Raw genomic sequence first — 22,581 nt, 5'->3', positions numbered from 1 at the left:
TGGAAAGCGCCAGCAGCTATGAAAAAATGAGTGAATCAGCGGGGAGAATTACTTCTCGACCACTGCAAACAAATCGTCTTCCTTCATGACCAGCAGCTCGTCGCCGTTGACCTTGACGGTCTGGCCCGAGTACTTGCCGAACAGAACGCGGTCACCGACCTTCACGTTCAGGGCGAGCACTTCGCCCTTGTCGTTCTTCTTGCCGGGGCCGACGGCCAGCACTTCACCTTGATCGGGCTTTTCAGCGGCGTTGTCAGGGATCACGATGCCGGAGGCGGTCGTGGTTTCGCTTTCGATACGCTTGACGATCACGCGATCGTGCAGAGGGCGAAGGTTCATTGCAATGCTCCTGTTGTCAGTGAAAAAAGGCTGAGGGACTCAAAACGCCCGCGGAGCGGACGCTACAAAATTCCCGGCAGAGAGCGGTGTTAGCACTCGTCTGGGGTGAGTGCTAATGATACGGGCAATTGTGGCGGTTTCAAGACGGCCCGTGCTTTTGCGTGATTTGTAACGTAACAACTTCGCAGCGTGTCCCCCAGGGAGCGTCAGCCCGGCAGCACGGTCGCGTCCAGCTGCTGCCTGCGGAACTCCGCGGGGGTGCAGCCGGCCTCGCGCCTGAAGAATTTTCCGAAATTGGTGGGCTCATCGAAGCCCAGCCTGTCGGCGATGGACGCCACCGTCAGGTTCGTGTGCACCAGCAAGCGCTTGGCTTCCAGGGCGATCCGCGCTGCGATGAACGCCTTGGCCGTGATGCCGCTGCCGGTCGCGCTGGCGCGTGCCAGGCTTTTTTCGGTGCAGCCAAGGTGTTGCGCGTAGCGGGCGACCTGGTGCCACCGCGTGAACCGCTCCTCCACCAGTTGCTGGAAGCGCTGAAAGCGCTGCAATGCTGGTGAGGGCAGCGCTTCCTGCGTGGAGCGAGGGCCGTGCAGAAGTCCTAGCCGTGTGAGCAGCGCATGGAGCTGGTGAAGCAGCAGCGTCTTGACCTCTGCCAGGGGCCCCTGGAGTTGCGAATCCTCGCGCATTTGGGCCAGCGCACGGGTGACGGTGTCCAGCGCATCGTTGTCCAGCGGCATGTGTTCGGGCAGACGCACCAGATCGGCCGCGAATGCAGGCTGGCGCATCGGCACGGACGGGGGCAGCACGAACTCCGGGCGAAACAGCACGATCCAGCCATCCCAGTTCTCGTGGGGCCCGAAGTTGTGGGCCTGTCCCTGGCGTACCACCAGCAGGGAGCCTGGTGCACAGACGACCGGTCTGAAATCGATCACCTGTTTGCAAACCCCTTGCGTGACGCACGCCAGCATGTGGAACCCGTAGCGGTGCGTGGTACGCACCTTCTCCCTGCTGCCCCGTTGCCGGAGCTCGGCCATCGTGAAGACCTCCACATCCAGCGCATACGCGCCTTGCGGCTGGTATTCCAGGCATTCGATGTCGTGCGGGCGCGCCATGGCGATATTGGAATGATCGAATGTCTGAAAACTACCATTCATTGTCGCTGAAATGCCGTGATGAAAGACGACCGATGTCCAACAATCACCTTCAGCAAGTTCTTTGAAAACTCTAGGCACGAGGGCGGCACCCGCCAGATGGCGGGCGCATCGTCCTCGCGCTGGAGTGCAACGAACGAGCGCTGGATTCAGGGGGATGCCGTTGGCGCGCAGGAGGTGTGTGCCCCACACATCGCCCATGTCCAGACACCACGGCCACTGAACCCCTGAAACCATTCACAGGATCGCTCCATGAACCCCATCGACATCGCCAAAACCTACATCCGTGCCGTGCAGACCGGCGACCAGGCCGCGCTCGGCAGCCTCATCTCGCCCGAAGTGGTCTGGCACCAGCCCGGCCGCAACCAGTTCTCTGGCACGCACCGGGGCATGGCCAGCGTCGGTCCGATGCTGGGCAAGATGATGGAAGTCTCCCAGGGAACCTTCGCCATCACGCGCGCCGACCACTACATGGCCAACGGCGACTGGGTAGCCATCACCATCGAATTCGCGGGTGAAGCCAACGGCATCACGCTCCGGCAGCCGGGTGTGGACCTGATCCGTATCGACGGTGGAAAGATCGTGGAGGTTCGTCTCTTCTCCAGCGACCAGGCCCAGGAGGACGCGTTCTGGGGACAGTAAGGTTAGGTTCCTTTCGCGGAGCCGCGTCGTCCTGCTGACCAGGGCACGGCAAGGCGGGCAGGGGGCGCGGCCTGCGGCGCCCGCGGGGCACCAGCCCGCCCCTATCCGAAGCGCAACTTGGCGTCAGGCCGCGACCACCCGCGCGAGTCGGCCAGTGGCCGTCTGCAGAATCTGGCGGGCCCTGTCCGCCGAGACGCTGGCGTCGCTGCCGCTCCAGGCGACAAACTGGTCCGGACGCACCAGCACCAGTTGCGCGCCGTAGCGCTCATGCTCGCCTGCGCCGTGGGCCTCCACGACGGTCAGGGCCAGCGCCGTGTCCTCCGCGGCGGCGCGAAAGGCCTGCACCGCGTCGGCGTGGGCCCCGAAGGCCAGCAGCGAAAAGCCGGTGCCCAGCGCCTCGAACACGTTGCTGCCGGACGGCAGCACCGCAGGCGCCAGGTGGTGGCCGGCTCTCGCGTCAAAGCGGTGCGATCCCTTGGCGCTGCTGACGCGCCCCGCGCTGCCCCAGACCACACCCGAGCCCTCGTAGTGGGGTTCGAACGCATGCACCTCGCCCACGGCGCCCTGCGCCCGTGCCTGCCATGCAGCCTCGAACGCGGCGCGGTCGCGCTGCGGGTCGTGCGTGTTCAGGAACTCGCGGTCTGTGTCGATGGACCGGGCGATGAAATCACGCATGGTCGAGGCAAACACAGGGCGCCGCTCCTCGTCGTACGAGTCGAGCAGGCGCTCGCCGCCCCAGCCCTGCAACCGGGCCGCCAGTTTCCAGCCCAGGTTGCGCGCATCCTCCAGCCCCGAATTCACACCATAGCCGCCGTAGGGCGGGTGGCTGTGCGCTGCGTCGCCGGCGACGAAGACCCGGCCTTGGCGATAGCTGTCGGCCAGCATGAAACGCAGGTCCCAAAAGCCGATGTGCTCGAACTCCACACCGAACGGCGCGCCCACCGCCTCGTGCAGATAGCCCGCGAAATCGAAGTTGTCCCTGGTCGTGCCCGGCGGAACGGGCGCGTGGAAGAACCAGGTGTTGCCCAGGTCCACGCGGCCGAAGAACTTCCAGTAGCCCTGCAGCTCGGGCTGCAGCACGTTGTAGTAGGACTTGCCGGGATAGCGTTCAAGCAGCTGGTGCAGCCCCGGCGACCGGAAGACCAGCAGCACCATCATGCGGTCGTGGTCCGTGCGGGTCTGGCTGATGCCCGCCTGCTCGCGCACGACCGAACGCGCGCCGTCCGATCCGACCACGTAGGCGGCGCGCAGCACGCGCTCGGTGCGCTCGCCCGTGCCGCCACGCTCCGTGATGGTGATCGACACGCCATCGGCATCCTGCGCCACGGCCTTGGCTTCCCAGCCATAGATGGTGCGTACCGATGGCAACTGCGCCACGCGCTCGCGCAACACGGCCTCGGTCGCGTACTGCGGCAGCCGTTCGTTGCCGGTGAAATAGTAGGGCTTGACCAGGTCGCGCTGCAGCCAATCGTAGGTGTGGGGGCCCAGCAGCGTGCCGTGTGCGGTCAGGCCGCCAATGCCGTATTCCACCGGGATGGTGCGCGCGGCGCGCAACTCCTTTTCAGCGCCCCAGAAGTGGAAGTGCTCCATCGTCCGCTGGGTCAGGTTCTGGCCCTTGGGGATGGGCTGGGGCTGCGGATAGCGCTCCACCACGATGGTGCGTACACCGCGCTGGCCGAGCTCGATGGCCAGGCCCATGCCCACCGGGCCACCGCCGACGATGACGACCTCGGCGTCCTGGGGGGCCGGCAGGGCCTGATCCTTGTTCATGTCGTTCATGTCGTTCATGGGATCTGCTGCTTTCATCATTCGGCGGTGATGCCCTGGGCCTTGATCAGGTCCGACCAGCGCTTGGCGTCTGCGGCCACGAGCTTCGCGAAGGCATCGGGGGTGCTGTGGGCGGGTGTCATGCCCTGTGTCTCGAACGACCTGGCGACCGCAGGCTGCGCCAGCACGTCGCGCAACTCGGTGTTCAGCCGCTCAACGAAGGCGCGCGGCGTACCCGCGGGTGCGAACACGCCGTACCACATGTCCACGTTGAGGTCGCCCAGCTTCAGGCTGTTCAGCGAGGGGACTTCCGGCAGCAGGGGGTGGGGCGTGCTGGAGCTGATGGCCAGCGCCTTGAGCTTGCCCGCCTTCACATGCTGCAGGGCCACATGGATGGGCAGGAACATCGCGTCGATCTGCCCGCCCAGCAGGTCGGTCACGGCGGGGGCCGTGCCCCGGTAGCTGATGTGCGTGAGCGAGATCTTCGCGCGGTTCTTGAGCAGTTCCATCGCCAGGTGGTGCGGCGTGCCCGCGCCGGGCGAGCCGTAGTTGAGCGCACCCGGCTTGGCCTTGGCGCGATCGACCAGTTCCTTGAGCGACTGGATTCTTGCCCCTTCGCTGGCCACCAGCAGCAGCTGGCCCCAGCTCGTCTGGCTCACGGGCTGCAGGTCGGTCAGCGGGTTGAAGCCCTGCTTGGGGTACAGCGCCATGTTCATCACCAGCGTGTTGACACTCACGAGCAGGGTCGTGCCGTCGGCTGGCGCGCGCACCACCTCCTGCGTACCGATGATCCCCGACGCCCCGGCCTTGTTGTCGACAAAGAAAGGCCGCTTGAGCCGCTCGGACAGCGGGCCTGCGATCTGGCGCGCGATCAGGTCGATCCCCGTGCCGGGCGTGAAAGGCACGACCAAGCGCACCGACGCGTCGCTGCCAGCCTGCGCATGGACCAGTGGCGCCGCCGCCGTGGCCAGGGCACCGAGCACAAGGCGTCTGCGTTGAAGGGACGGCGGCTGCAAGGGGGTTGCCATGGTCATGGTATTTGTCTCTTGGGTAGTTGGACCACAATTACAGCGACAGTCTTGATGTGAATCAAACGGAAAATTCTGATGAATTCGTCAACAAAGCTGATGAATGTCAGCAGCCGGCAACTCCACGCCTTCCTGGAGGTCACGCGCCTGCAGAGCTTTGCCCAGGCGGCCGAGCAGGTGCACCTGTCTCCCTCGGGCATGAGCATGCTGATCAAGGAGCTGGAGGACCAGGTCGGCGCCCGCCTGTTCAACCGCACCACGCGTTCGCTCACGCTGACCGACGCGGGCCGGCGGCTGCAGCCGGTGGCCGAAAGCATCGTTGGCGAGCTGCGCACGCTGGGTGCCGTGCTCGACGGCAGCGAGTCCGCCGTGCGCTCGCGCCTGCGGGTGGCGGCAACGCCCATGATCTCGGCCAGCCTGCTGCCCGACGTGGTGCGCGGCTTCGCCCAGACCCATCCCCAGGTGCAGGTGCATCTGGCCGACGTCGAGGTGGGCACGGTGCGCCAGCACGTGCTGGAGGGCGAGGCAGACATCGGCTTGGGTTTCTTCGTCAAGCCGGCGGTGGGCCTGTCGCGCCAGCCGCTGTGCAAGTTCCGGCTCATGCGCATCAGCCCGCCAGAGGCGGGCCAAGGAGGCCTGGCGGCCAGCCAGCCGTGGAGCAGTCTCAAAAGCATGCCTTTGGTGAGCCTGCCGTCGGACAACCCCATCCAGGTGGTGATCGAAAAACAGCTCTCGCAGCTGGGGCGCGTGCACGATGAGCGCCCGCGCATGAACCTGATGGGCACCATCATTGGCATGGTGCGTGCCGGTCGGGGCCACGCCGTCATACCGTCCTTCGCTCTGGAAGAGTGCCTGCGCCAGGGCCTCGCGGTGGCCATGCTGCGCGAGCCGGTGACCTACCTGGACCTGTACCTGGTGTCCGAGCGCGGCACGCAGCCCAAGCCGGCCGCACTCGCGTTTGCCGCAGCGCTCAAACGTGCAGCCGCAAGCCTGCCCAGTTAGGAGGACCGCGCAGGCCGGAGGGGCCAAGCCCTGTCGGACGCGGCGGTGCGGTCGTGCACCCGGGCTTGGCGTGGGCCAGCAGTCCTTGGGCAGACAGGCACACCGCTGGGGTTGATTGTTCTCAATACTGGAACAGTCAGTTCGCGACTGGGCGGTTTTTCTCTGGACACCACCGGCGTACAGTTGAACCCATCGATGAGCCGAACCCGCAAGGCGACTCACCGAACCCGGTTCAAGAATGGTTTTTGTACCGGCTTTATTGAGACGCTTTTTAACTTCAAGGACTTTCATCATGAACAAGACCGCACGCTTCCTCTCCATCGCCGCTGTGTCCGCTTTCGCTGCCTTCGGTGCCCACGCTGACGAAGCCGATGCTTCGCAATTCGCTACCCAATTCGAAACGAACCGCACCCGCGCTGAAGTGGCGGCCGAAGCCTCCACCGTTGCCCAGACCCGCAGCATCGAGCCTGCTGGTTCGCGCGTCGTGACCTACAAGTCCACGGCCGACCGCGCTGCCGTGCGTGCCCAGGCTGCTGAAGCCGTGCGCACCGGCACGATCCCTTCGGGCGAAATCAGCGCGATGTAATTGAAGCAGTTGCGGGCCTTCCCATGGTGGTGGCATTGGCGGCATGTCGCTGGTGCTGCTGCCATGGGGAGTGTTTTAAACCCGCTGCGACGCGACAGCAAACTGGGCTCCCGTGTGGGAGCCCTTTTTGTTGGTCGGCATGACCTTTTGGGGGTGAAGGGTCTGTCAGTTAATGCCATTAAGATGGCGCAAACTGACATCTCCTGTTTTGGCTCACCGCACAGAAATTTCCCGCCTTGGCGTAGCCCGCGTCGCTGCCCGCCTGTTTGCCGACCAAGGATTCGGCGCCACCAGCGGCAGCGAGATTGCGGCGGCCGCCGGCATTTCAGAGCGCACCTTGTGGCGGTACTTTCGCAACAAGGAGAGCTGCGTCTCGCCGCTGTTCGCGCAGACCTGGCAGCGTTTTGCGCGCGAGCTGCGCTCCTGGCCCCACAGCCAGCCGATCGAGGTGCATCTGGCCGACCAGTTCGCGCTGGACAGGCATTCGCCCCAAGAGATCGCCGACATGGTGCTGGTGGTGCGGCTGATCGCCGCGCTGCCGCAGGAGCCCGACCTGCGCTCCGTCTGGCTGCACTCGTACCACGACGGCGAGGAGGAAGTGGCGGCACTGATCGGCGACCGGCTGGGCCGCTCGCACCATGATTTCGAAGTGCGCCTGTGCGCCGCCGCCGTGATGGGCGCGGTGCGGACGGTGGACGAGGCCATCAGCCGTGCCGCCGTGCGCGATGCGCGGGCCTTCACCACCGCAGAGGTGGTGGCACAGATGTCCCGCGCCATCCGCGCCGTGAGCAACCTGCCGTTTTGCGACCCCGTGGTGCACCAGCCGTTCGGCGGCCCTGCGCCTGGCCCTGTAACCCGCCCAGAGCCTGCCGCACGAGGACGACGCGCTGCCAAGTAGATCCTCTCAACGCCCAACGCCCAACGCCCAACGCTCAACGCTCAACGCTCAACGCTCAACGCTCAACGCTCAACGCTCAACGCTCAACGCTCCACCACCCCCTGAACGTCCGCGCAGCCCGCGCTTCGCCGACCTCTGCCTGTCCACCACTTCTAACCGCACTGCGCACCGCAGCCCTCCATCCACCCACTATCCATGGCCATTCCACCCCCAAAACCCCTGCGCATCGGCATCATTGCCCTGGTGCTGATCGCGGCCGTGGCCGCCTTCGTCAAGTGGCAGTTCTTCCCGGCCAAAGTGCCCAACAACTTCATCACCGCCACCGCCGCCACGGGTGACCTGGAAGACACGGTGCTGGCCAGCGGCACGCTGCAGGCCTTCAAGCAGGTGAGCGTGGGTGCGCAGGTGTCGGGGCAGATCAAGTCGCTGAAGGTGGCGCTGGGCGACAACGTGAAGGCAGGGCAGCTGGTCGCAGAGATCGACTCGCTGACGCAGCAGAACACGGTGCGCAACTCCGAGGCAGCGCTGGCCACGGCGCAGGCCAACCTGCGCGCGCGCCAGGCCTCGCTGTCGCAGGTGGAGCTGGCCTACAAGCGCCAGCAGCAGCTGCGTGCGGCCGACGCCGGCCCGCAGGCCGACCTGGAGGCGGCCGAGGCCACCTACCGCACCACGCTGGCCGACATCGACGCGCTCAAGGCGCAGATGCAGCAGGCCGCCATCGCGGCCGACACGGCCAAGGTCAACCTGGGCTACACCCGCATCGTCGCGCCCATCGACGGCCAGGTGGTCGCCGTGGTCACGCAGGAGGGGCAGACCGTCAACGCCAACCAGGCCGCGCCCACCATCATCAAGCTGGCCAAGGTGGACACCATGACGGTGAAGGCCCAGATCTCCGAGGCCGACGTGACCCGCGTCAAACCCGGGCAAAAGGTGTACTTCACCATCCTGGGCGAGCCCGACCAGCGCTACCAGGCCACGCTGCGCGCGGTGGAGCCCGCGCCGGACTCCATCGCCACCGAGTCATCGCAGTCCAGCGCGGCCACCAGCAGCAATGCCGCGGCCACCGCCATCTACTACAACGGCCTGTTCGATGCCCCCAACCCCGATGGCAAGCTGCGCATCTCCATGACGGCGCAGGTCTACATCGTGCGAGCCGAGGCCAAGGGCGTGGTCACCATCCCGTCCGCCGCGCTGGGGGAGCGCCATGCCGACGGCACCACCACCGTGCGCGTGGTCGACGCCGAGGGCAACGCCGCGCCTCGCCAGGTGAAGATCGGGTTGAACAACAACGTCAGCGCGCAGGTCACCGAGGGCCTGGCCGCCGGCGAGAAGGTGGTGCTGGGCGACGGCGCCACCGCGCCATCGGCCACCAACCCGGGCCGCATGCGCGGCGGCCCGCCACGGCAGTGAGCGGGGCGGCGCAGGCCCTGCACGGCCATACCAGCGACCCGGGCGGGGCGACAGGCACGGCAGTGCAGCCCCTGCTCGACATCCGCGGCGTGACGCGCGAGTTCCCGGCCGGCGACCAGGTGCTGGCCGTGCTCAAGGACGTGCACCTGACGATCCACGCGGGCGAGATGGTGGCCATCGTCGGGCAGTCGGGCTCGGGCAAGTCCACGCTGATGAACATCCTGGGCTGCCTGGACACGCCCACGCGCGGCAGCTACCGCGTGGACGGGCGCGAGACCGGGCAGCTGTCGCCCGACGAACTGGCCGAGCTGCGGCGCGAGCACTTCGGCTTCATCTTCCAGCGCTACCACCTGCTGTCGGACCTCACGGCCCAGGGCAACGTGGAGGTGCCGGCGGTATACGCCGGGCGCACGCGCGCGCAGCGGCACGAGCGCTCGGCCGCGCTGCTGGCGCGCCTGGGCCTGGCCGACCGCATGCACCACACGCCGGGCAAGCTCTCGGGCGGACAGCAGCAGCGCGTATCGATTGCCCGCGCGCTGATGAACGGCGGGCGCGTGATCCTGGCCGACGAGCCCACCGGCGCGCTGGACACGCATTCCGGCGCCGAGGTGATGAAGATCCTCGCAGAGCTGCATGCCGAAGGCCACACCATCATCATCGTCACGCACGACATGGGCGTGGCCACCCACGCGCAGCGCGTGATCGAGATCCGCGACGGCGCCATCGTGGGCGACACGCGGCGCGAGGGGGCTGCTGCGCCCGGCACGGGCGCCAGCCGACCTGCCAGCCGTGCACCCACGGGCTTCTTCGCGCGCCTGTCCGCCTTTGGCGACCGCTTTCGCGAGGCCTTCCACATGGCGCTCCTGGCCATGAACGCGCACCGGCTGCGCACCTTCCTGACCATGCTGGGCATCGTGATCGGCATCGCATCGGTAGTGTCGGTGGTGGCGCTGGGCGCGGGCACGCAAAAGAAGGTGCTGGCCGACATCAGTGCCATCGGCACCAACACCATCGAGGTGTTCTCGGGCTCGGGCTTCGGCGACGTGCGCTCGGCCGCGGTGCGCACGCTGGTACCGGCCGATGCCGACGCCCTGGCCGCCCAGCCCTATGTGGACAGCGTCACGCCCAACCTCAATGCATCGGCGCGGTTTCGCTGGCGCAACGTGGAGCTGACCGGCACCATCAACGGCGTGGGCGAGCAGTACTTCCGCGTCAAGGCCGTGAAGCTGGCGCAGGGCACGGTGTTCGATGCGAGTGCGGTGCAAGGGCGCCAGCAGGTCGCGGTGATCGACGACAACACCCGCGCCAAGCTGTTCCCCAACCTGGCAAGCCCGGTGGGCGAGGTGGTGCTGCTGGGCAGCGTGCCGGTGCGCGTGATCGGCGTGGCCGCCAAGAGCGACAACGCCTTCGGCAACAGCGAGGCGCTCAACGTCTGGGTGCCCTACACCACGGCCATGGGCCGCATCGTGGGGCAGAACTACCTGCGCAGCATCACCGTGCGCGTGGCCGACACCGCGCCCATGGCCGCGGCGGAGCAGGGCATCAACCAGCTGCTCAAGACACGCCATGGCCGCGAGGACTTCTACGTGCTCAACACCGACAGCATCCGCCAGACCATCGAGACCACCACGCAGACGCTGACCCTGCTGGTCGCATCCATCGCCGTCATCTCGCTCATGGTGGGCGGCATCGGGGTGATGAACATCATGCTCGTGTCGGTGACCGAGCGCACCCGCGAGATCGGCGTGCGCATGGCCGTGGGCGCGCGCCAGGGCGATATCCAGCAGCAGTTCCTCATCGAGGCCGTGCTGGTCTGTCTGCTGGGCGGCGCCCTGGGCATCGCCATCGCGCTGGGCCTGGGCGCGCTGATCACCAGCGTGGCGCCGGTGGTGCCGCTGGCGTTTTCCGTGAGCTCGATGGTGTGGGCGTTTGCCTGCTCCACGCTGATCGGCGTGGTCTTCGGCTTCCTGCCGGCGCGCAGCGCGGCGCGGCTCAACCCCATTGATGCGCTGGCGCGGGATTAGGTGAGGCTCCCCCTGAGTCGCTTCGCCCTTCCCCCTGTCTCGACTCGCTGCGCGAGTCGGGAGGGGGACGCCCCCGGTGCACGCCAGCGAAGCGCCGCATGCGCGGCTTGGCGGCCCTTGCGCGGGGGCGCTGGCTTTGGGCGCGCCAGTTTAGGGCGTCGTGGGTAGCGTGTGGCGCATTGAGTAACTGAATAAATGATGAACATGAAGGATCGGCTACACGTGACGACCATCGAAAAATCCTCCTTCGCTCTGGTTCCCCTGGCGGTGGCTTTGTTGCTGGCCGGCTGCGCCGGCACGCGCACGGTCTACCAGGCGCCTGGTGTCGACGTGCCTGCCGCTTGGGAGCAGCAGCAGGCCACCCCCTTCGCCACGACGCAACTGCCCGACCGGTGGTGGCGCCAGTTCGACGACCCGGCGCTGAGCCAGGTGGTCGAATTCGCACTGGCGCGCAACAACGACCTGGCTGCCGCCGCGCTGCGCGTGCGCCAGGCGCAGCTGCAGGCGGGCATCACCGCCGCGGGGCTGGGCCCCACCGTCGCGGGGCGCCTGTCCAGCGGTGCGTCGCGCCGGCTGGACGGGGGCGACAACGCCACGTCCCGCAGCAGCGGGGCATCGCTCTCGGTCAGCTATGAGGTGGACCTGTGGGGCCGCGTGGCCAGCACGCGGGACGCGGCCGAGTGGACCGCCCGCGCCACTGCCCAAGACCGCGAGGCCGCCGCCCAGGCCCTGGCTGGCACAGCTGCGGGGCTGTACTGGCAACTGGCCCAACTGAACCAGCGCGTGGCCAGCGGCGGCGACAGCCTGGCCTATGCCCTGCGCACGCAGGAGCTGGTGCGCGCGCAGTACGACGCGGGTTCGGTCTCGGCGGTGGAGCTACGCGAGGCCGAGCAGACGGTGGCCGGCCAGCGCGCTGCACTGGCCCAGCTGGAGCAGCAGCGTGTGGAGACCCGCAACGCCATCGCCGTGCTGATGAATGCGCCGCCCGGTGCCGCCACCCTGGCCGAGGTCCTGCCGGTCGAGCCCCAGCGTCTGCCCGATACCGCCTTGCCGGCCGTGGCGGCCGGGGCCCCCGCCGAGCTGCTGGCCCGCCGCCCCGACCTGCGCGCCGCCGAGGCCCGCTTGCGCAATGTGCTCGCCAGCGGCGACGCCACGCGCGCCAGCTACTACCCGGCCCTCAGCCTCACGGGCGATCTGGGCACGTCGAGCACCTCGCTGCTGCGCCTGCTCTCCAACCCCGTGGCCACCCTAGGTGCAGGGCTGAGCCTGCCCTTCCTGCGCGCGCAGGAGATGAGGCTCTCGGGCCAACTGGCAGCGGCGCAGTACGAAGAGTCGGTCACCAACTTCCGCCAGACCCTGTACACGGCGTTTGCGGACGTGGAAAACGCCCTCTTGGCCCGCACCCAGCTGCTGCGCCAGGGCGAACAGCTGGCCCTGCAACTGGCCGCCGCGCGCGAGGCCGAGCGCCTGTACGAGGTGCGTTACCGGGCGGGTTCCACCGGCCTGCGCACCTGGCTGGACGCGCAGGAGCGGCGCCGCGCGGCAGACCTCGCGGTGCAGGACAACCGGCTGTCGCAGATGAATGCGCTCGCGACGGTGTACCGGGTGCTGGGAGGTGGCGTGGAGAGCGCCGGGCGCTCACCGGGATGATGCGAGCGTCAGGCGACCGGACGCCGGCAGGCGGGCTCGCCCGGGGCATCCGGTCAGGAATGGTGGAATGGTCATGGCCCGCCGTCTGCTGGTTCCATCCGAGGGCAGAGGCGCCAAGCGCCGTGCCCAGTGTTCAGTGCGATGCGAGGTACTCGCGGACCTTGTCGGCCGAGCGCCCCACGGCGGCCACCGCATCGCGCAATTGCACCTCCGTCACTCCCAGGCTGTGGGTCCAGCTGCGGACTTCATACGGCTCGCTGAGGTTGATGAATTGGCGGTCCAGCGCCGTCTTGTTCTTGTCGTCGCTCATGGAGGCTCCTAAGATGAAGCCTCCGAAAGTAGCATCGGGGCCTGGAACGACCTGTAGGACAAGAGTGCTTCGGTGTGGCAAACGGCCCGTGCTGTCGTCTGGCGGACAGGGGCGCGCACATTGTTCGGCAGGGTGCGCCTCAGGCGCGGCCTGAAGTCGCATCGGGTCCGCTTGGGTTGTGGCGCGCAAAAAAGGGCCCGCGTGAGCGGGCCCAAAGACGCTTCATCTACCGGTGCCTGATCACCGGCAATTTCATCCTAGTCAAGCCGTGCAGGGCGCTCCGGTAGGACTAGGACCACTCGCCTTGCGGTCAGTTGGCCTGTGGGGCCTTCTCTTGGGGTGTGTGTTGGGCTGCGTTTGGGGGCGTCGTCGCGCCCCTTGCAGTCAGTCAGTCAGCGCTGGCTCTGCAGCGCTGCCCCGCCGCACGAACCGCCCTGCCCGCGCACCCGTGGCGCGCTGCCGCGCGGTGTAGCTCAACACGCCATTGACCCACACGCTCTCGATGCCTTCGCTGAACTGCTGGGGATGCTCGAACGTGGCGATGTCCTTCACGCGTGCCGGGTCGAACACCACCACGTCGGCCGTGTGGCCCGCCTGCAGCACGCCGCGCGCGCCCAGCCGGAACCGCCGGGCCGACAGGCCGGTCATCTTGTGCACGGCTTCTTCCAGCTGCAGCAAGCCCTTCTCGCGCCAGTAGCAGGCCAGCACGCGCGGAAAGGCACCCCACAGCCTGGGGTGCGGCCGCTCGTCGTGCGGCAGGCCGTCGGAGCCGATCATGGACAGCGGGTGCGCGATGACGCGCTCCACATCGTCCTCGCGCATCTGGAAGTAGCACGCCCCGCCGGGCTTGAGCCGCACAGCCGCCTCCTGCTGCGACACGCCCCACTCGCGCGCGATGTCGGCCAGGTAGCGCCCGCCCATCTCCGGGTGCGGCTGGCTGCCGGTGATGAGGATGTCGATGATGCCGTCCACCAGGTCCTCGCGCAGCACCGTGGAGCCGGCGGTGTAGGGGTATACGTCCATGCCGATCTCCTGGCCTCGGGCCAGCTCCTCCAGCAGCGGCAGTGTCTCGCGGGTGCGGCCCCAGTTGGCCGGGCCCGCGCATTTGTGGTGCGATATCACCAGGGGCAGGCCGGACTGCCGGGCCGTCAGCGCGGCCTCCTGCAGCGCCGGCAGGATGCCTGCCAGTTCGTCGCGCACATGGGTGGCGTAGACACCGCCATTGCGTGCGGCCACGCTGGCCACCGCCACGAGTTCGTCCTGGTCGGCCGCGTAGGCCTCGCTGTAGAAGATGCCGGACGACAGCCCCAGCGCACCGGCGTCCATGGCCTCCTGCATGTCGGTGGCCATGGCCGCGCGCTCGTCCGGCGAGGCCGCCTGGCGCAAGTCCGCCAGATGCCGCATGCGCAATGCCGTGTGGCCCATCAGCGCTGCCACGTTCACCGCGGGCTGGGCCGCGTTCACGGCATCGGCGTAGCTGGCCATGCTCGCATGCCGGAACTGCAGGCGGCCCAGCAGCGACAGGGGCGCGGACGGCGCCTCGGTCACCACGGGCGCGAGCGAGATGCCGCAGTTGCCCACGATCACCGTCGTGATGCCCTGCGACAGCTTGGGCAGCATGGCCGGGCCGTCCAGCACGGCCGCGTCGTCGTGGGTGTGCACATCGATGAAGCCGGGGGCTATCACCAGGCCGGTGCAGTCGATTTCTCCGGGCGTGCCGGCGGCGGCCAGGTCGGCCGGTGCGATCTGGCCCGGCGCCGCGATGGCCAGGATGCGGTCGCCGTGCAGCAGCAGGTCACCCTGCCAGCCGGCCGCGCCGGTGCCGTCCACGATCAGGCCATTCTTGAGCAGCGTTGCGGGCGCCATGTCACTCCTCCCGCGCCGGCAGCTTGTGCGCGCCGCCCTCGAGCGCACCCGCGTACTCCGCGCTGTCGAAGCCGTGCTTGTGCAGCAGTTGCTTGAACTGCTGCAGCCCCCGCGCGGCCACGGGGCCGAGCTTCTGGGCCAGGCGCACCATCAGGATCTCGATGACCACCAGGTGCGCCAGGTAGGCCTCGGTGCCCACGCGCATCACCGCATCCTGCGGCACGGACACGGCCAGCACCAAGTCGGCCGCCTCGGCCAGCGGGGTGCCCGGCTGGGTCAGGGCCACCACGGTGGCGCCCTGCGAGCGGGCGAAGCGCGCGGCCTCCAGCGTGTAGGGCATGCGGCCCACGTGCGAGATCACGAAGGCCACGCCGTCGGGCCCGAGCGTGCTGGCCGAGACCAGCTGCTGGTGCGCATCGAAGATCGCGTTGGCCGTACAGCCCAGGCGGAACAGCCGGCTTTGCAGCTCGCTGGCCATGAAGGTCGACGCAGCGCCCACCGAATAGCAGTCGATGCGGCGCGCCGCGGCGAGCCGCTCGGCCACCTGGTCGAGCACCTGGGCATCGAGGTTGCGGCCCAGCTCGGTCAGGGACGACACGGCCGCGTGCACGATCTTGCTGGCCACGTCGTGCGCGCTGTCGTCGGCCAGCACGCTGCGGTGCAGGTGCGAGCCGGACACGGCCAGGTCCTGCGCCAGCGCCACCATGAACTCGCGCACAGAGTCGTGCCCGAAGCTGCGGCAGGTGCGCACGATGGTGGGCATGGAGACGCCCGCCTGCTGGGCCAGTTGCTCCACCGTGGCGACTACGGCGGCGCGGGGGTCTTCCAGCACCACGCGCACCACGCTGCGCTGCGCCTCGGGCAGGTCGGGCTGGCGCTCGCGCAACTGCTGCAGCAAGCTTTGGGATGTGTGAGTGATGGCCATGCTCAGAAACGGGTGCTGATGGCGCCGGTCACTGCCCAGTCGTCCTCGACGAGGGGCAGCCAGCGCCATTTGTCAAAAGTGGTGCAGGGGTGGGAGATGCCCAGCGCCACGCGGTCGCCCACGGCGGGCGGGCTGCCCGCGGGGTCGAAGCGCAGGTAGGCGTGCTGGTCGTTCAGCGCGCTCACGGTCCAGCCCTGCGGCACATCGCCCGCAGTGCGCTGGCCCCGCGGCGCCCAGCGCACGGGCACCGGCATCTCCAGGTCGTAGGACACATCGCGCCGCCCGCAGGTCAGCAGCGCCAGGCCCGGCTCGGGCACGGACTGCACCATGGCCCACACCTCCAGCGCGGGGCGCAGCGATGCGTCCAGGCCCTCGCGCTGCTCCACGTGGCGCAAGAAGCGCATGTAGTTGCCGTGGTCGTGCGTGATGTAGCAGCCCGAGCGCAGCACGCCCTCCACCGGGCGCGACAGGCCCTGCGTGCGCAGCAGCGGCACCACCAGGTCGAACACGGCGGAGCCGCCGGCCGTCAGCAGCACGGTGGGGTCGGCGAACAGGCCGTGGGCGTCGCATTGGCGCGCCACCTCGGTCACGCGGCGTACCAGGGCAGTGACTTCGCGCGCATCGTGCTCGCTGTCGCACCGGGCCACGCCGCCTTCGTAGCACTCGATGCCGCCCAGTTGCGCGGCGGGTGAGCGGGCGATGGCCTGGGCCAGCGCCAGCGCTTCTTCCAGCGTCCGGCAGCCGGTGCGCTGGCCGGGGATGCCGATCTCCAGCAGCGTGTCGAAGCGGCGGGCCGCTGGTCCTGCGGCCTGGCGGCGCACGGCCCAGTCCTCGATCAGCCGCAGCTGCGCCAGCGAGTCCACCAGGAACCACACGCGCAGGTCCGGATGCCGCTGCAGCAGCGTGTGCAGTCCGTCCAGGTCGGCATCGCACACCACCTGGTTGGCAATGATGGCGCGGCGTGCGCCGGCCTCCACACCCACCGAGAGCTGGTAGATGGTGGCGAACGTCAGGCCCCAGGCGCCGGCCGCGAGCTGGTGGCGAAACAGCTCGGGCGACATGGTGGTCTTGCCATGCGGTGCCAGTGCCACGCCCTTGCGCGCCGCGAAGTCCTGCATCCAGGCCAGGTTGTGGGCCAGCGCAGAGCGCCGTATGACGGCCAGCGGGTAGGCCAGGTCGTCCGCCAGCAGGTTCCAGCCCCTGGCGGCCAGGTCGGACGCGCGGCAGGGCGCAGCGGTTTGCGGAAAGCTCTTGCTGCGGTGGTCGAGGATGAAGTCGTCGGTCATGGGGAAGTGGGGTGGTGCGCTGTTTTCCAGCAGGCATGCAGGTGGCCCGGCTGCACCTCGCGCAGCAGCATATCGGTGCTGGCGCAGCGCTCTTCGGCCAGGGGACAGCGGGTGCGGAACACGCAGCCCGAGGGTGGGTGGGCGGGGCTGGGCAGGTCGCCCTGCAGCAGCGGGATGCTACGCCGCTGCGCCGGGTCGGGGATGGGCGCGGCCGCCAGCAGCGCGCGCGTATAGGGGTGCTGGGGGTGGGCGTACAGCGCCTCGGTGGGGGCGATCTCCATCACGCGGCCCAGGTACAGCACCACCACGCGGTCGCACAGGTATTCCACCACGTCGAGGTCGTGCGAGATGAACAGCAGGGTCAGGCCCAACTGCTCCTTGAGCTCGCCCAGCAGGTTCACCACCTGGGCCTGGATGGACACGTCCAGCGCCGACAGGGGCTCGTCCGCCACGATGAACTTTGGCTCCACGGCCAGGGCGCGCGCGATGCCGATGCGCTGGCGCTGGCCGCCGGAAAACTCGTGCGGAAAGCGGTCCGCATGCTCGGGCCGCAGGCCCACCTGCTGCAGCAGCTCGTGGATGCGGGGCAGGCGTGCGCGGCCCTTGGCCAGGCCGTGCGTGTCCAGCGCTTCGGCCAGCACCTCGCGGATGCGCATGCGCGGGTTGAGGCTGGCGTACGGGTCCTGAAAAATGATCTGGATCTTGGAGCGCAGCGGGCGGTACTGCCCCTGCGAGAGCGCCGCCAGGTCCTGCGCGGCGCCCGCGCCGTGGTACAGCATCTGCCCGCCGGTCGGGTCCACCAGGCGCGTCAGCAGCCGGCCGATGGTGCTCTTGCCCGAGCCCGATTCGCCCACCAGGCCCAGGGTCTCGCCCTGGCGGATGGTGAAGCTCACATCGTCCACCGCGCGCACCGGGTGGGCGCCGCTGCCGAAGTACTTGCGCAGGTGCTGGATCTCCAGCAGCGGGGCCTCCGCAAGGCTGCCGGTGGGGGATGCCATGGGTTGTTGCAGCACGGCGCTCATGCGGTCACCTCGCGGTGGATGCAGCGCACCATGCGGCGCGCGCCGGTGTCTTCCAGCGGCGGCATCTGCGCGTCGCAGGCGGCCAGCTTGCGGGCGCAGCGTGGTGCAAAGGCACAGCCCGGGGGCGGGGCCAGCGGGCTCGACATCTGGCCCGGTATGACCACCAGCTTGCGGCGCCCGGGCGCGGCGGCTGCGCCGCCCTGCTGCCGTGCCACACCGGGCAGGCAGGCCAGCAGGCCGCGCGTGTAGGGGTGCTCGGGCCGCGCGAACAGGTCGTGCACGCGGGCCGATTCGACGATGCGGCCGGCGTACATCACCGCCACGGCGTCGGCGTACTGCGCCACCACGCCCAGGTTGTGCGTGACGAACAGCATGCTCATGCCGGTCTCCTTCTGCAGCCGGCCCATCAGCGCGAGGATCTGCGCCTGAATGGTCACGTCGAGCGCCGTGGTGGGCTCGTCGGCGATCAGCAGCGTGGGGTTGCAGGCCATGGCCAGTGCGATCATCACGCGCTGGCGCATGCCGCCCGAGAGCTGGTGCGGGTACTCGTTCACGCGCTGGGCGGCGGCCGGTATCTCCACCAGCTCCAGCATGCGCCGGGCGTGGGCATGCGCGGTGCGGCGGTCCATCTTCAGGTGCAGGCGGGCGGACTCGGCGATCTGCTCGCCCACCGTGAGCACCGGGTTCAGGCTGGTCATGGGCTCCTGGAAGATCATGGCCAGCTCGTTGCCGCGCAGGGCGCGCTTGTCGGCCTCCTTCAGGGCCAGCAGGTCCACGCGGAGGCCGTCGCGCTGCACGAACCACGCCTGGCCGCTGACCTCGGCCTGCGAGGTGCGCGCATGCAGGCCCATCAGCGACAGGCTGGTGACGGACTTGCCCGAGCCGGACTCTCCCACCAGCGCCAGCGTTTCGCCGGGGTGGATGGTGAACGACACGTCGGCCACGCTCTGGATGCGGCCTCCGTCGGTGGCGAACGAGGTCGAGAGGCCCTGCACTTCCAGGCGGGCCGCGGCGGGGTCGGTCAAAGGTGCGGCACTCATACGGTCTTCTTCAGTTTGGGGTCGAGCAGGTCGCGCACGCCGTCGCCCAGCATCTGCAGCGACAGCGCGGTGAGCACGATGGCGATGCCGGGCGCGAAGATGGTCCAGAACGCCTTGTCCGCATAGTCCAGGCTGCCGGCGATCATGGTGCCCCAGGTGGGGATGTCGGGTGGCACGCCCACGCCCAGGAAGGACAGCCCGGCCTCGGCCAGGATGGCGTAGGCGAAGATGAAGGTCACCTGCACGAGGATGGGCGACATCAGGTTGGGCAGGATGTGCTTGAGCAGGATCTTCGGGGTGCGTACGCCCAGGGCGCGCGCTGCGTCCACGAACAGCAGCTCGCGCAGCACCAGCGTGGTGGCGCGCACCACGCGGGCCACGCGCGGTGTGTAGACGATGACGAGGGCGAGCATCACGTTCCACAGCGATACCCCCAGGATGGATACCAGCGCGATGCCCAGCAGGATGTCGGGGAAGGACATCATGGCGTCCACCACCCGCATCAGCGGCGCATCCAGCCGCCGGAAGAACCCCGCGAACATGCCCAGCAGCGTACCCAGCAGCACAGCGCCGGCCGCCGTCACGAAGCCGATGAGCAGCGAGTACCGCGCGCCGTGCACGATGCGCAGCATCACGTCGCGCCCCAGCTCGTCGGTGCCCGCCCAGTGCGTGGCCGACGGCGCGCGCAGCCGCTCGCTGATGGACAGCGCATTGGGGTCGGCGTCCGACAGGGCGGGATACACAGCGGCGATGCCCACCACCAGCGCCAGCGCGATGGCCGAGGCCAGCACCACCTTGCGTGCGAACAGCCGGCGCAGCACGGCCGCGAAGCGCTGCCAGGAAGAAGGGGAGGAGGGCGAAGATGCCGAAGAGACGTGGCCGTTCATGGTGCCTCCAGCCGGATGCGCGGGTCCACCAGCGTGTAGATGAAGTCGATGGCGAGGTTGATGAACACGTAGATGGCCGCGATGACCAGCAGCGTGCCCTGGATGACCGGGTAGTCGCGCCGCAGCACCGCCCGCACCACCAGGTTGCCCACGCCGGGCAGGTTAAAGACGGTCTCGGTCACCACGGTGCCGCCGATCATCAGCGCCATGGTCAGGCCCAGCACGGTGACGATGGGCACGAGCGCATTGCGCAGCACGTGCTTGACCATGATGGTGCCCTCGTCCAGCCCCTTGGCGCGTGCGGTGCGCACGTAGTCCTCGCCCAGGATGTCGAGCATGGATGCGCGGGTGAAGCGGATGATCAGCGCCGAGTTGAGCAGGCCCAGCACCAGCGCGGGCAGCAGCAGGTGCGACAGCCGCTCGCCCAGCGTGGCGCTGGGGTCGCCATAGCCCGATGCCGGAAACCACCCCAGCTTGACCGCGAACAGCTGGATGAGGATCAGGCCCAGCCAGAAGCTGGGCACGCTCGCGCCCAGCATGGCCACGCCGCTCACGGCCTGGTCGGCCGCGCTGCCGCGCCAGATGGCGGCCGCCATGCCACACGGAATGCCCACCAGCGCCGCGATGCCCACGGCGAACAGCGCGAGGAACAGCGTGGGCTCGGCCCGCTCCAGCAGCGCCTGCGCCACGGGCCGCTGCAGGAAGAGCGACTGCCCCAGGTTGCCCTGCAGCAGCTCGCCCACCCACAGCACGAACTGCGTGGGCAGTGGCTTGTCCAGCCCGTACTGGGCGCGCGCCTGGGCAATGTCGGCAGCGGTGGCCTGGTCGCCCAGCAGCAGCGCCACCGGGTCGCCCGAGGCCAGCCGCGTGAGGCAGAACACCAGCACCGCCACCAGCGCCAGTACCACCGCCGCCCCACCCAGCCGCTTCAATAGAAATCGCATGCTTGCTTGTCTCTTAAAAAGTCCCCACTCGCACCACACCCCCGGTCCAAGCCAGTGCCACCGTGGAACCGGCTTTGCCGGGCCACCGGAGGCGCCCCCTCGGGGGAGGCGCCGCAGGCGCTTCGGGGGGGTTACTTCATCCATGTGTTCCAGAAGAACGGCCAGACCGCCGGCGTGTAGCCCGACAGCTTGGCCGATCGCGCCGACAGGCCGTTGAACTTGCCCACCTCGATGAACGGCACCTCGTCGTACACCACCTGCTGCACCTTGCCCCACAGCGCGCCCCGCTTGGCCGGATCGGTCTCTTGGTTGAACGCGGCCAGGGTGGATTTCTTGGCGTCGGACTCCCACCAGCCCGGTGCGCCGTCGCCCAGTTGGGGTGGCGACAGCATGGGTTCTGGGAACAGGCCCGAATGCGTGAAGTACACGTCCCACAGCTTGGCGTCGTTGCGGCGCTGCACCAGGGTGGCCCAGTCCACCACCTGCAGGTCGGTCTTGAAGCCTGCCTTCTTGAGCTGCTCGGACATCACCAGCGCCATGTTGTAGTGGAACTCGTACTGCCGGCTGGCCATGATGCGCACCGGCTGGCTGTTGTTGTAGCCCGCCTTGGCGGCCTGCTCCTTGGCGGCCTGGGGGTTGCGCTCGTTGTACAGCTTGGCGCCTGCGTCCGAGTAGTAGGGCGTGCCCTTGGGGAAGAAGTTGGGCTCCACCATGAAAAAGCGGTTATCGCCAAAGCCTGCGGCCATCAGCTCACCCGTGCCCACCGCGGTCTGCACCGCGCGGCGCAGGGGCTGCGATGCCAGCACGCCCTCTTTGGTGTTGAACACGATGTACGGAAAGCCGAAGTTCTTGGTCACGATGGGCACCACGGCGGGCGCGCCTTTTTCCACGCGGCCGATGGCTTCCACCGGCAGCAGGTCGGCATAGTGGAACTGGCCGGACAAAGCGCCTTCGACCCGCGTGTTGGCGCTGGGCACGGGCACGAAGCGCAGCTCATCGAGCAGCGCCTCGCGGCGGCCCGCGTAGCCGCTGGGCGCTTCCTTGCGGGCGGCGTAGTCGTCAAAGCGCACCAGCACGGTGAACTGGTCCGGCCGGCGTTCCTTGAACTTGTAGGGCCCGGTACCGATGAATTCCTTGAGCTGCGGCGCGATGCTTTCCTTGGCCAGGATGGCCGCCATGCCGCTGGGCAGCGCCAGCTGGGCCAGCAGCGGCGCATAGGGGTTCTTGAGCTTGAGCTCCACGCCGTGCGTGCCCTTGGCGGCCAGTGATGCCACTTCCTTGCCCACGGCCTTGCCCCGCGGCGAGAGCTCCATCCAGCGCTGCAGCGAGGCCACCACGTCCTCGGCGGTCATCTCGCGGCCGTTGTGGAACTTCACGCCCTTGCGCAGCGCGATGGTGTAGGTGAGGCCATCCTTGGAGACGGTGGGCATGCCCTCGGCGAGCATGGGCGCAATGCTCCAGTTGGCGTCGAAGGTGTAGAGCGGCTCGTACACGTGCTGCATGATGGTGCCCACCAGGTCGGCGGTGCTCACCATCGGGTCCAGGCCCTGGGGCTCGCCCACCATGGCCAGGTTCGCGGCGCCGCCCTTGGCCGGTGCAGGGGCCGCCTGGGCCCAGCCGGTGCCAGTACCCATTCCCCACAGCGCGGCCACTGCCAGCGCACCCAGCAGCCCGCGCCGCGCGGCCTGGTGGCGCAGCGTCAGCCAGGGTCGCACCACATTGGTTCCAGAAGTTTGCATCGTGCACCTCTAAGTAATAGGATTACATTGATAAGCACTTTCGATGCCAGAAATCCGCTCGATATGTG

At 68.5% G+C, this 22,581-nt stretch carries 20 protein-coding genes; 7 read left to right on the top strand and 13 right to left on the bottom strand.

Annotated elements, in window-relative coordinates:
* Window positions 1-48: 48 nt before the first annotated feature.
* A complete protein-coding gene (locus ACSQ3D_RS03605) occupies window positions 49-339 on the bottom strand; it encodes a co-chaperone GroES (protein WP_056173280.1) in 291 nt (96 codons plus the stop codon).
* Between the two features lie 206 nt (window positions 340-545).
* Window positions 546-1,568, bottom strand: coding sequence for an AraC family transcriptional regulator (locus tag ACSQ3D_RS03600; RefSeq protein WP_436125949.1), 1,023 nt, complete (start codon window positions 1,566-1,568; stop codon window positions 546-548).
* A gap of 171 nt (window positions 1,569-1,739) precedes the next feature.
* Between ACSQ3D_RS03600 and ACSQ3D_RS03595 the strand changes: the two genes are divergently transcribed.
* Entirely contained in the window at window positions 1,740-2,129 is a 390-nt protein-coding gene (locus ACSQ3D_RS03595; protein ID WP_396503458.1) for a nuclear transport factor 2 family protein, read from the top strand.
* 123 nt (window positions 2,130-2,252) lie between these two features.
* Here ACSQ3D_RS03595 and ACSQ3D_RS03590 read toward each other — a convergent pair whose 3' ends face one another.
* Entirely contained in the window at window positions 2,253-3,908 is a 1,656-nt protein-coding gene (locus ACSQ3D_RS03590) for an FAD-dependent monooxygenase (RefSeq protein ID WP_436126176.1), read from the bottom strand.
* Between the two features lie 26 nt (window positions 3,909-3,934).
* On the bottom strand, window positions 3,935-4,930 hold the full coding sequence (locus ACSQ3D_RS03585) for a Bug family tripartite tricarboxylate transporter substrate binding protein (protein ID WP_436125948.1): 996 nt from the start codon (window positions 4,928-4,930) through the stop codon (window positions 3,935-3,937).
* 72 nt (window positions 4,931-5,002) lie between these two features.
* On the opposite strand from ACSQ3D_RS03585, the gene ACSQ3D_RS03580 reads away from it, so the two are divergent.
* From ACSQ3D_RS03580 to ACSQ3D_RS03555, 6 genes are all read left to right on the top strand, one after another.
* Window positions 5,003-5,926, top strand: coding sequence for a LysR family transcriptional regulator (locus ACSQ3D_RS03580; protein WP_436125947.1), 924 nt, complete (start codon window positions 5,003-5,005; stop codon window positions 5,924-5,926).
* A 292-nt stretch (window positions 5,927-6,218) separates the two neighbouring features.
* Window positions 6,219-6,512 (top strand): DUF4148 domain-containing protein, encoded by a 294-nt coding sequence (locus tag ACSQ3D_RS03575; RefSeq protein ID WP_436125946.1) that lies wholly within the window; start codon window positions 6,219-6,221, stop codon window positions 6,510-6,512.
* Window positions 6,513-6,720: 208 nt separating this feature from the next.
* Window positions 6,721-7,410: a TetR/AcrR family transcriptional regulator gene (locus ACSQ3D_RS03570; protein WP_436125945.1), complete on the top strand. Its 690-nt coding sequence runs from the start codon at window positions 6,721-6,723 to the stop codon at window positions 7,408-7,410.
* Between the two features lie 195 nt (window positions 7,411-7,605).
* Window positions 7,606-8,820 (top strand): efflux RND transporter periplasmic adaptor subunit, encoded by a 1,215-nt coding sequence (locus ACSQ3D_RS03565; protein ID WP_396503463.1) that lies wholly within the window; start codon window positions 7,606-7,608, stop codon window positions 8,818-8,820.
* Window positions 8,821-8,882: 62 nt separating this feature from the next.
* Complete coding sequence (locus tag ACSQ3D_RS03560; RefSeq protein WP_436125944.1) at window positions 8,883-10,844, top strand: MacB family efflux pump subunit; 1,962 nt, start codon at window positions 8,883-8,885, stop codon at window positions 10,842-10,844.
* 204 nt (window positions 10,845-11,048) lie between these two features.
* On the top strand, window positions 11,049-12,494 hold the full coding sequence (locus tag ACSQ3D_RS03555; RefSeq protein ID WP_436125943.1) for an efflux transporter outer membrane subunit: 1,446 nt from the start codon (window positions 11,049-11,051) through the stop codon (window positions 12,492-12,494).
* Window positions 12,495-12,627: 133 nt separating this feature from the next.
* On the opposite strand, the gene ACSQ3D_RS03550 is transcribed toward ACSQ3D_RS03555, so the two are convergent.
* From ACSQ3D_RS03550 to ACSQ3D_RS03510, 9 genes are all read right to left on the bottom strand, one after another.
* The gene (locus ACSQ3D_RS03550) at window positions 12,628-12,804 is read right to left on the bottom strand and encodes a DUF3606 domain-containing protein (RefSeq protein ID WP_082485896.1); all 177 of its coding nucleotides are present in this window, start codon (window positions 12,802-12,804) and stop codon (window positions 12,628-12,630) included.
* A gap of 384 nt (window positions 12,805-13,188) precedes the next feature.
* On the bottom strand, window positions 13,189-14,670 hold the full coding sequence (locus ACSQ3D_RS03545) for an N-acyl-D-amino-acid deacylase family protein (RefSeq protein ID WP_436125942.1): 1,482 nt from the start codon (window positions 14,668-14,670) through the stop codon (window positions 13,189-13,191).
* A gap of 1 nt (window position 14,671) precedes the next feature.
* The gene (locus ACSQ3D_RS03540) at window positions 14,672-15,595 is read right to left on the bottom strand and encodes a MurR/RpiR family transcriptional regulator (protein WP_056173310.1); all 924 of its coding nucleotides are present in this window, start codon (window positions 15,593-15,595) and stop codon (window positions 14,672-14,674) included.
* A gap of 2 nt (window positions 15,596-15,597) precedes the next feature.
* Window positions 15,598-16,881: an amino acid deaminase gene (locus tag ACSQ3D_RS03535; RefSeq protein WP_436125941.1), complete on the bottom strand. Its 1,284-nt coding sequence runs from the start codon at window positions 16,879-16,881 to the stop codon at window positions 15,598-15,600.
* Window positions 16,878-17,903 carry an ABC transporter ATP-binding protein gene (locus tag ACSQ3D_RS03530; RefSeq protein WP_436125940.1) on the bottom strand — a complete coding sequence of 342 codons (1,026 nt, stop codon included), beginning with the start codon at window positions 17,901-17,903 and terminating at the stop codon, window positions 16,878-16,880. The genes ACSQ3D_RS03535 and ACSQ3D_RS03530 overlap by 4 nt, the downstream gene beginning before the upstream one ends.
* Window positions 17,900-18,943: an ABC transporter ATP-binding protein gene (locus ACSQ3D_RS03525; RefSeq protein ID WP_436125939.1), complete on the bottom strand. Its 1,044-nt coding sequence runs from the start codon at window positions 18,941-18,943 to the stop codon at window positions 17,900-17,902. Before ACSQ3D_RS03525 ends, ACSQ3D_RS03530 begins: the two co-directional genes overlap by 4 nt.
* Window positions 18,940-19,830 carry an ABC transporter permease gene (locus ACSQ3D_RS03520; protein ID WP_156372212.1) on the bottom strand — a complete coding sequence of 297 codons (891 nt, stop codon included), beginning with the start codon at window positions 19,828-19,830 and terminating at the stop codon, window positions 18,940-18,942. The genes ACSQ3D_RS03525 and ACSQ3D_RS03520 overlap by 4 nt, the downstream gene beginning before the upstream one ends.
* The gene (locus ACSQ3D_RS03515) at window positions 19,827-20,774 is read right to left on the bottom strand and encodes an ABC transporter permease (protein WP_056415237.1); all 948 of its coding nucleotides are present in this window, start codon (window positions 20,772-20,774) and stop codon (window positions 19,827-19,829) included. The genes ACSQ3D_RS03520 and ACSQ3D_RS03515 overlap by 4 nt, the downstream gene beginning before the upstream one ends.
* A 131-nt stretch (window positions 20,775-20,905) precedes the next feature.
* Window positions 20,906-22,513, bottom strand: coding sequence for an ABC transporter substrate-binding protein (locus ACSQ3D_RS03510; protein WP_436125938.1), 1,608 nt, complete (start codon window positions 22,511-22,513; stop codon window positions 20,906-20,908).
* Between the last annotated feature and the right edge of the window lie 68 nt (window positions 22,514-22,581).

Source organism: Acidovorax sp. LjRoot117 (assembly GCF_964252695.1).
Classification (GTDB): Bacteria; Pseudomonadota; Gammaproteobacteria; order Burkholderiales; family Burkholderiaceae_C; genus Acidovorax.
This window is presented reverse-complemented; position numbering and strand designations above follow the sequence as displayed.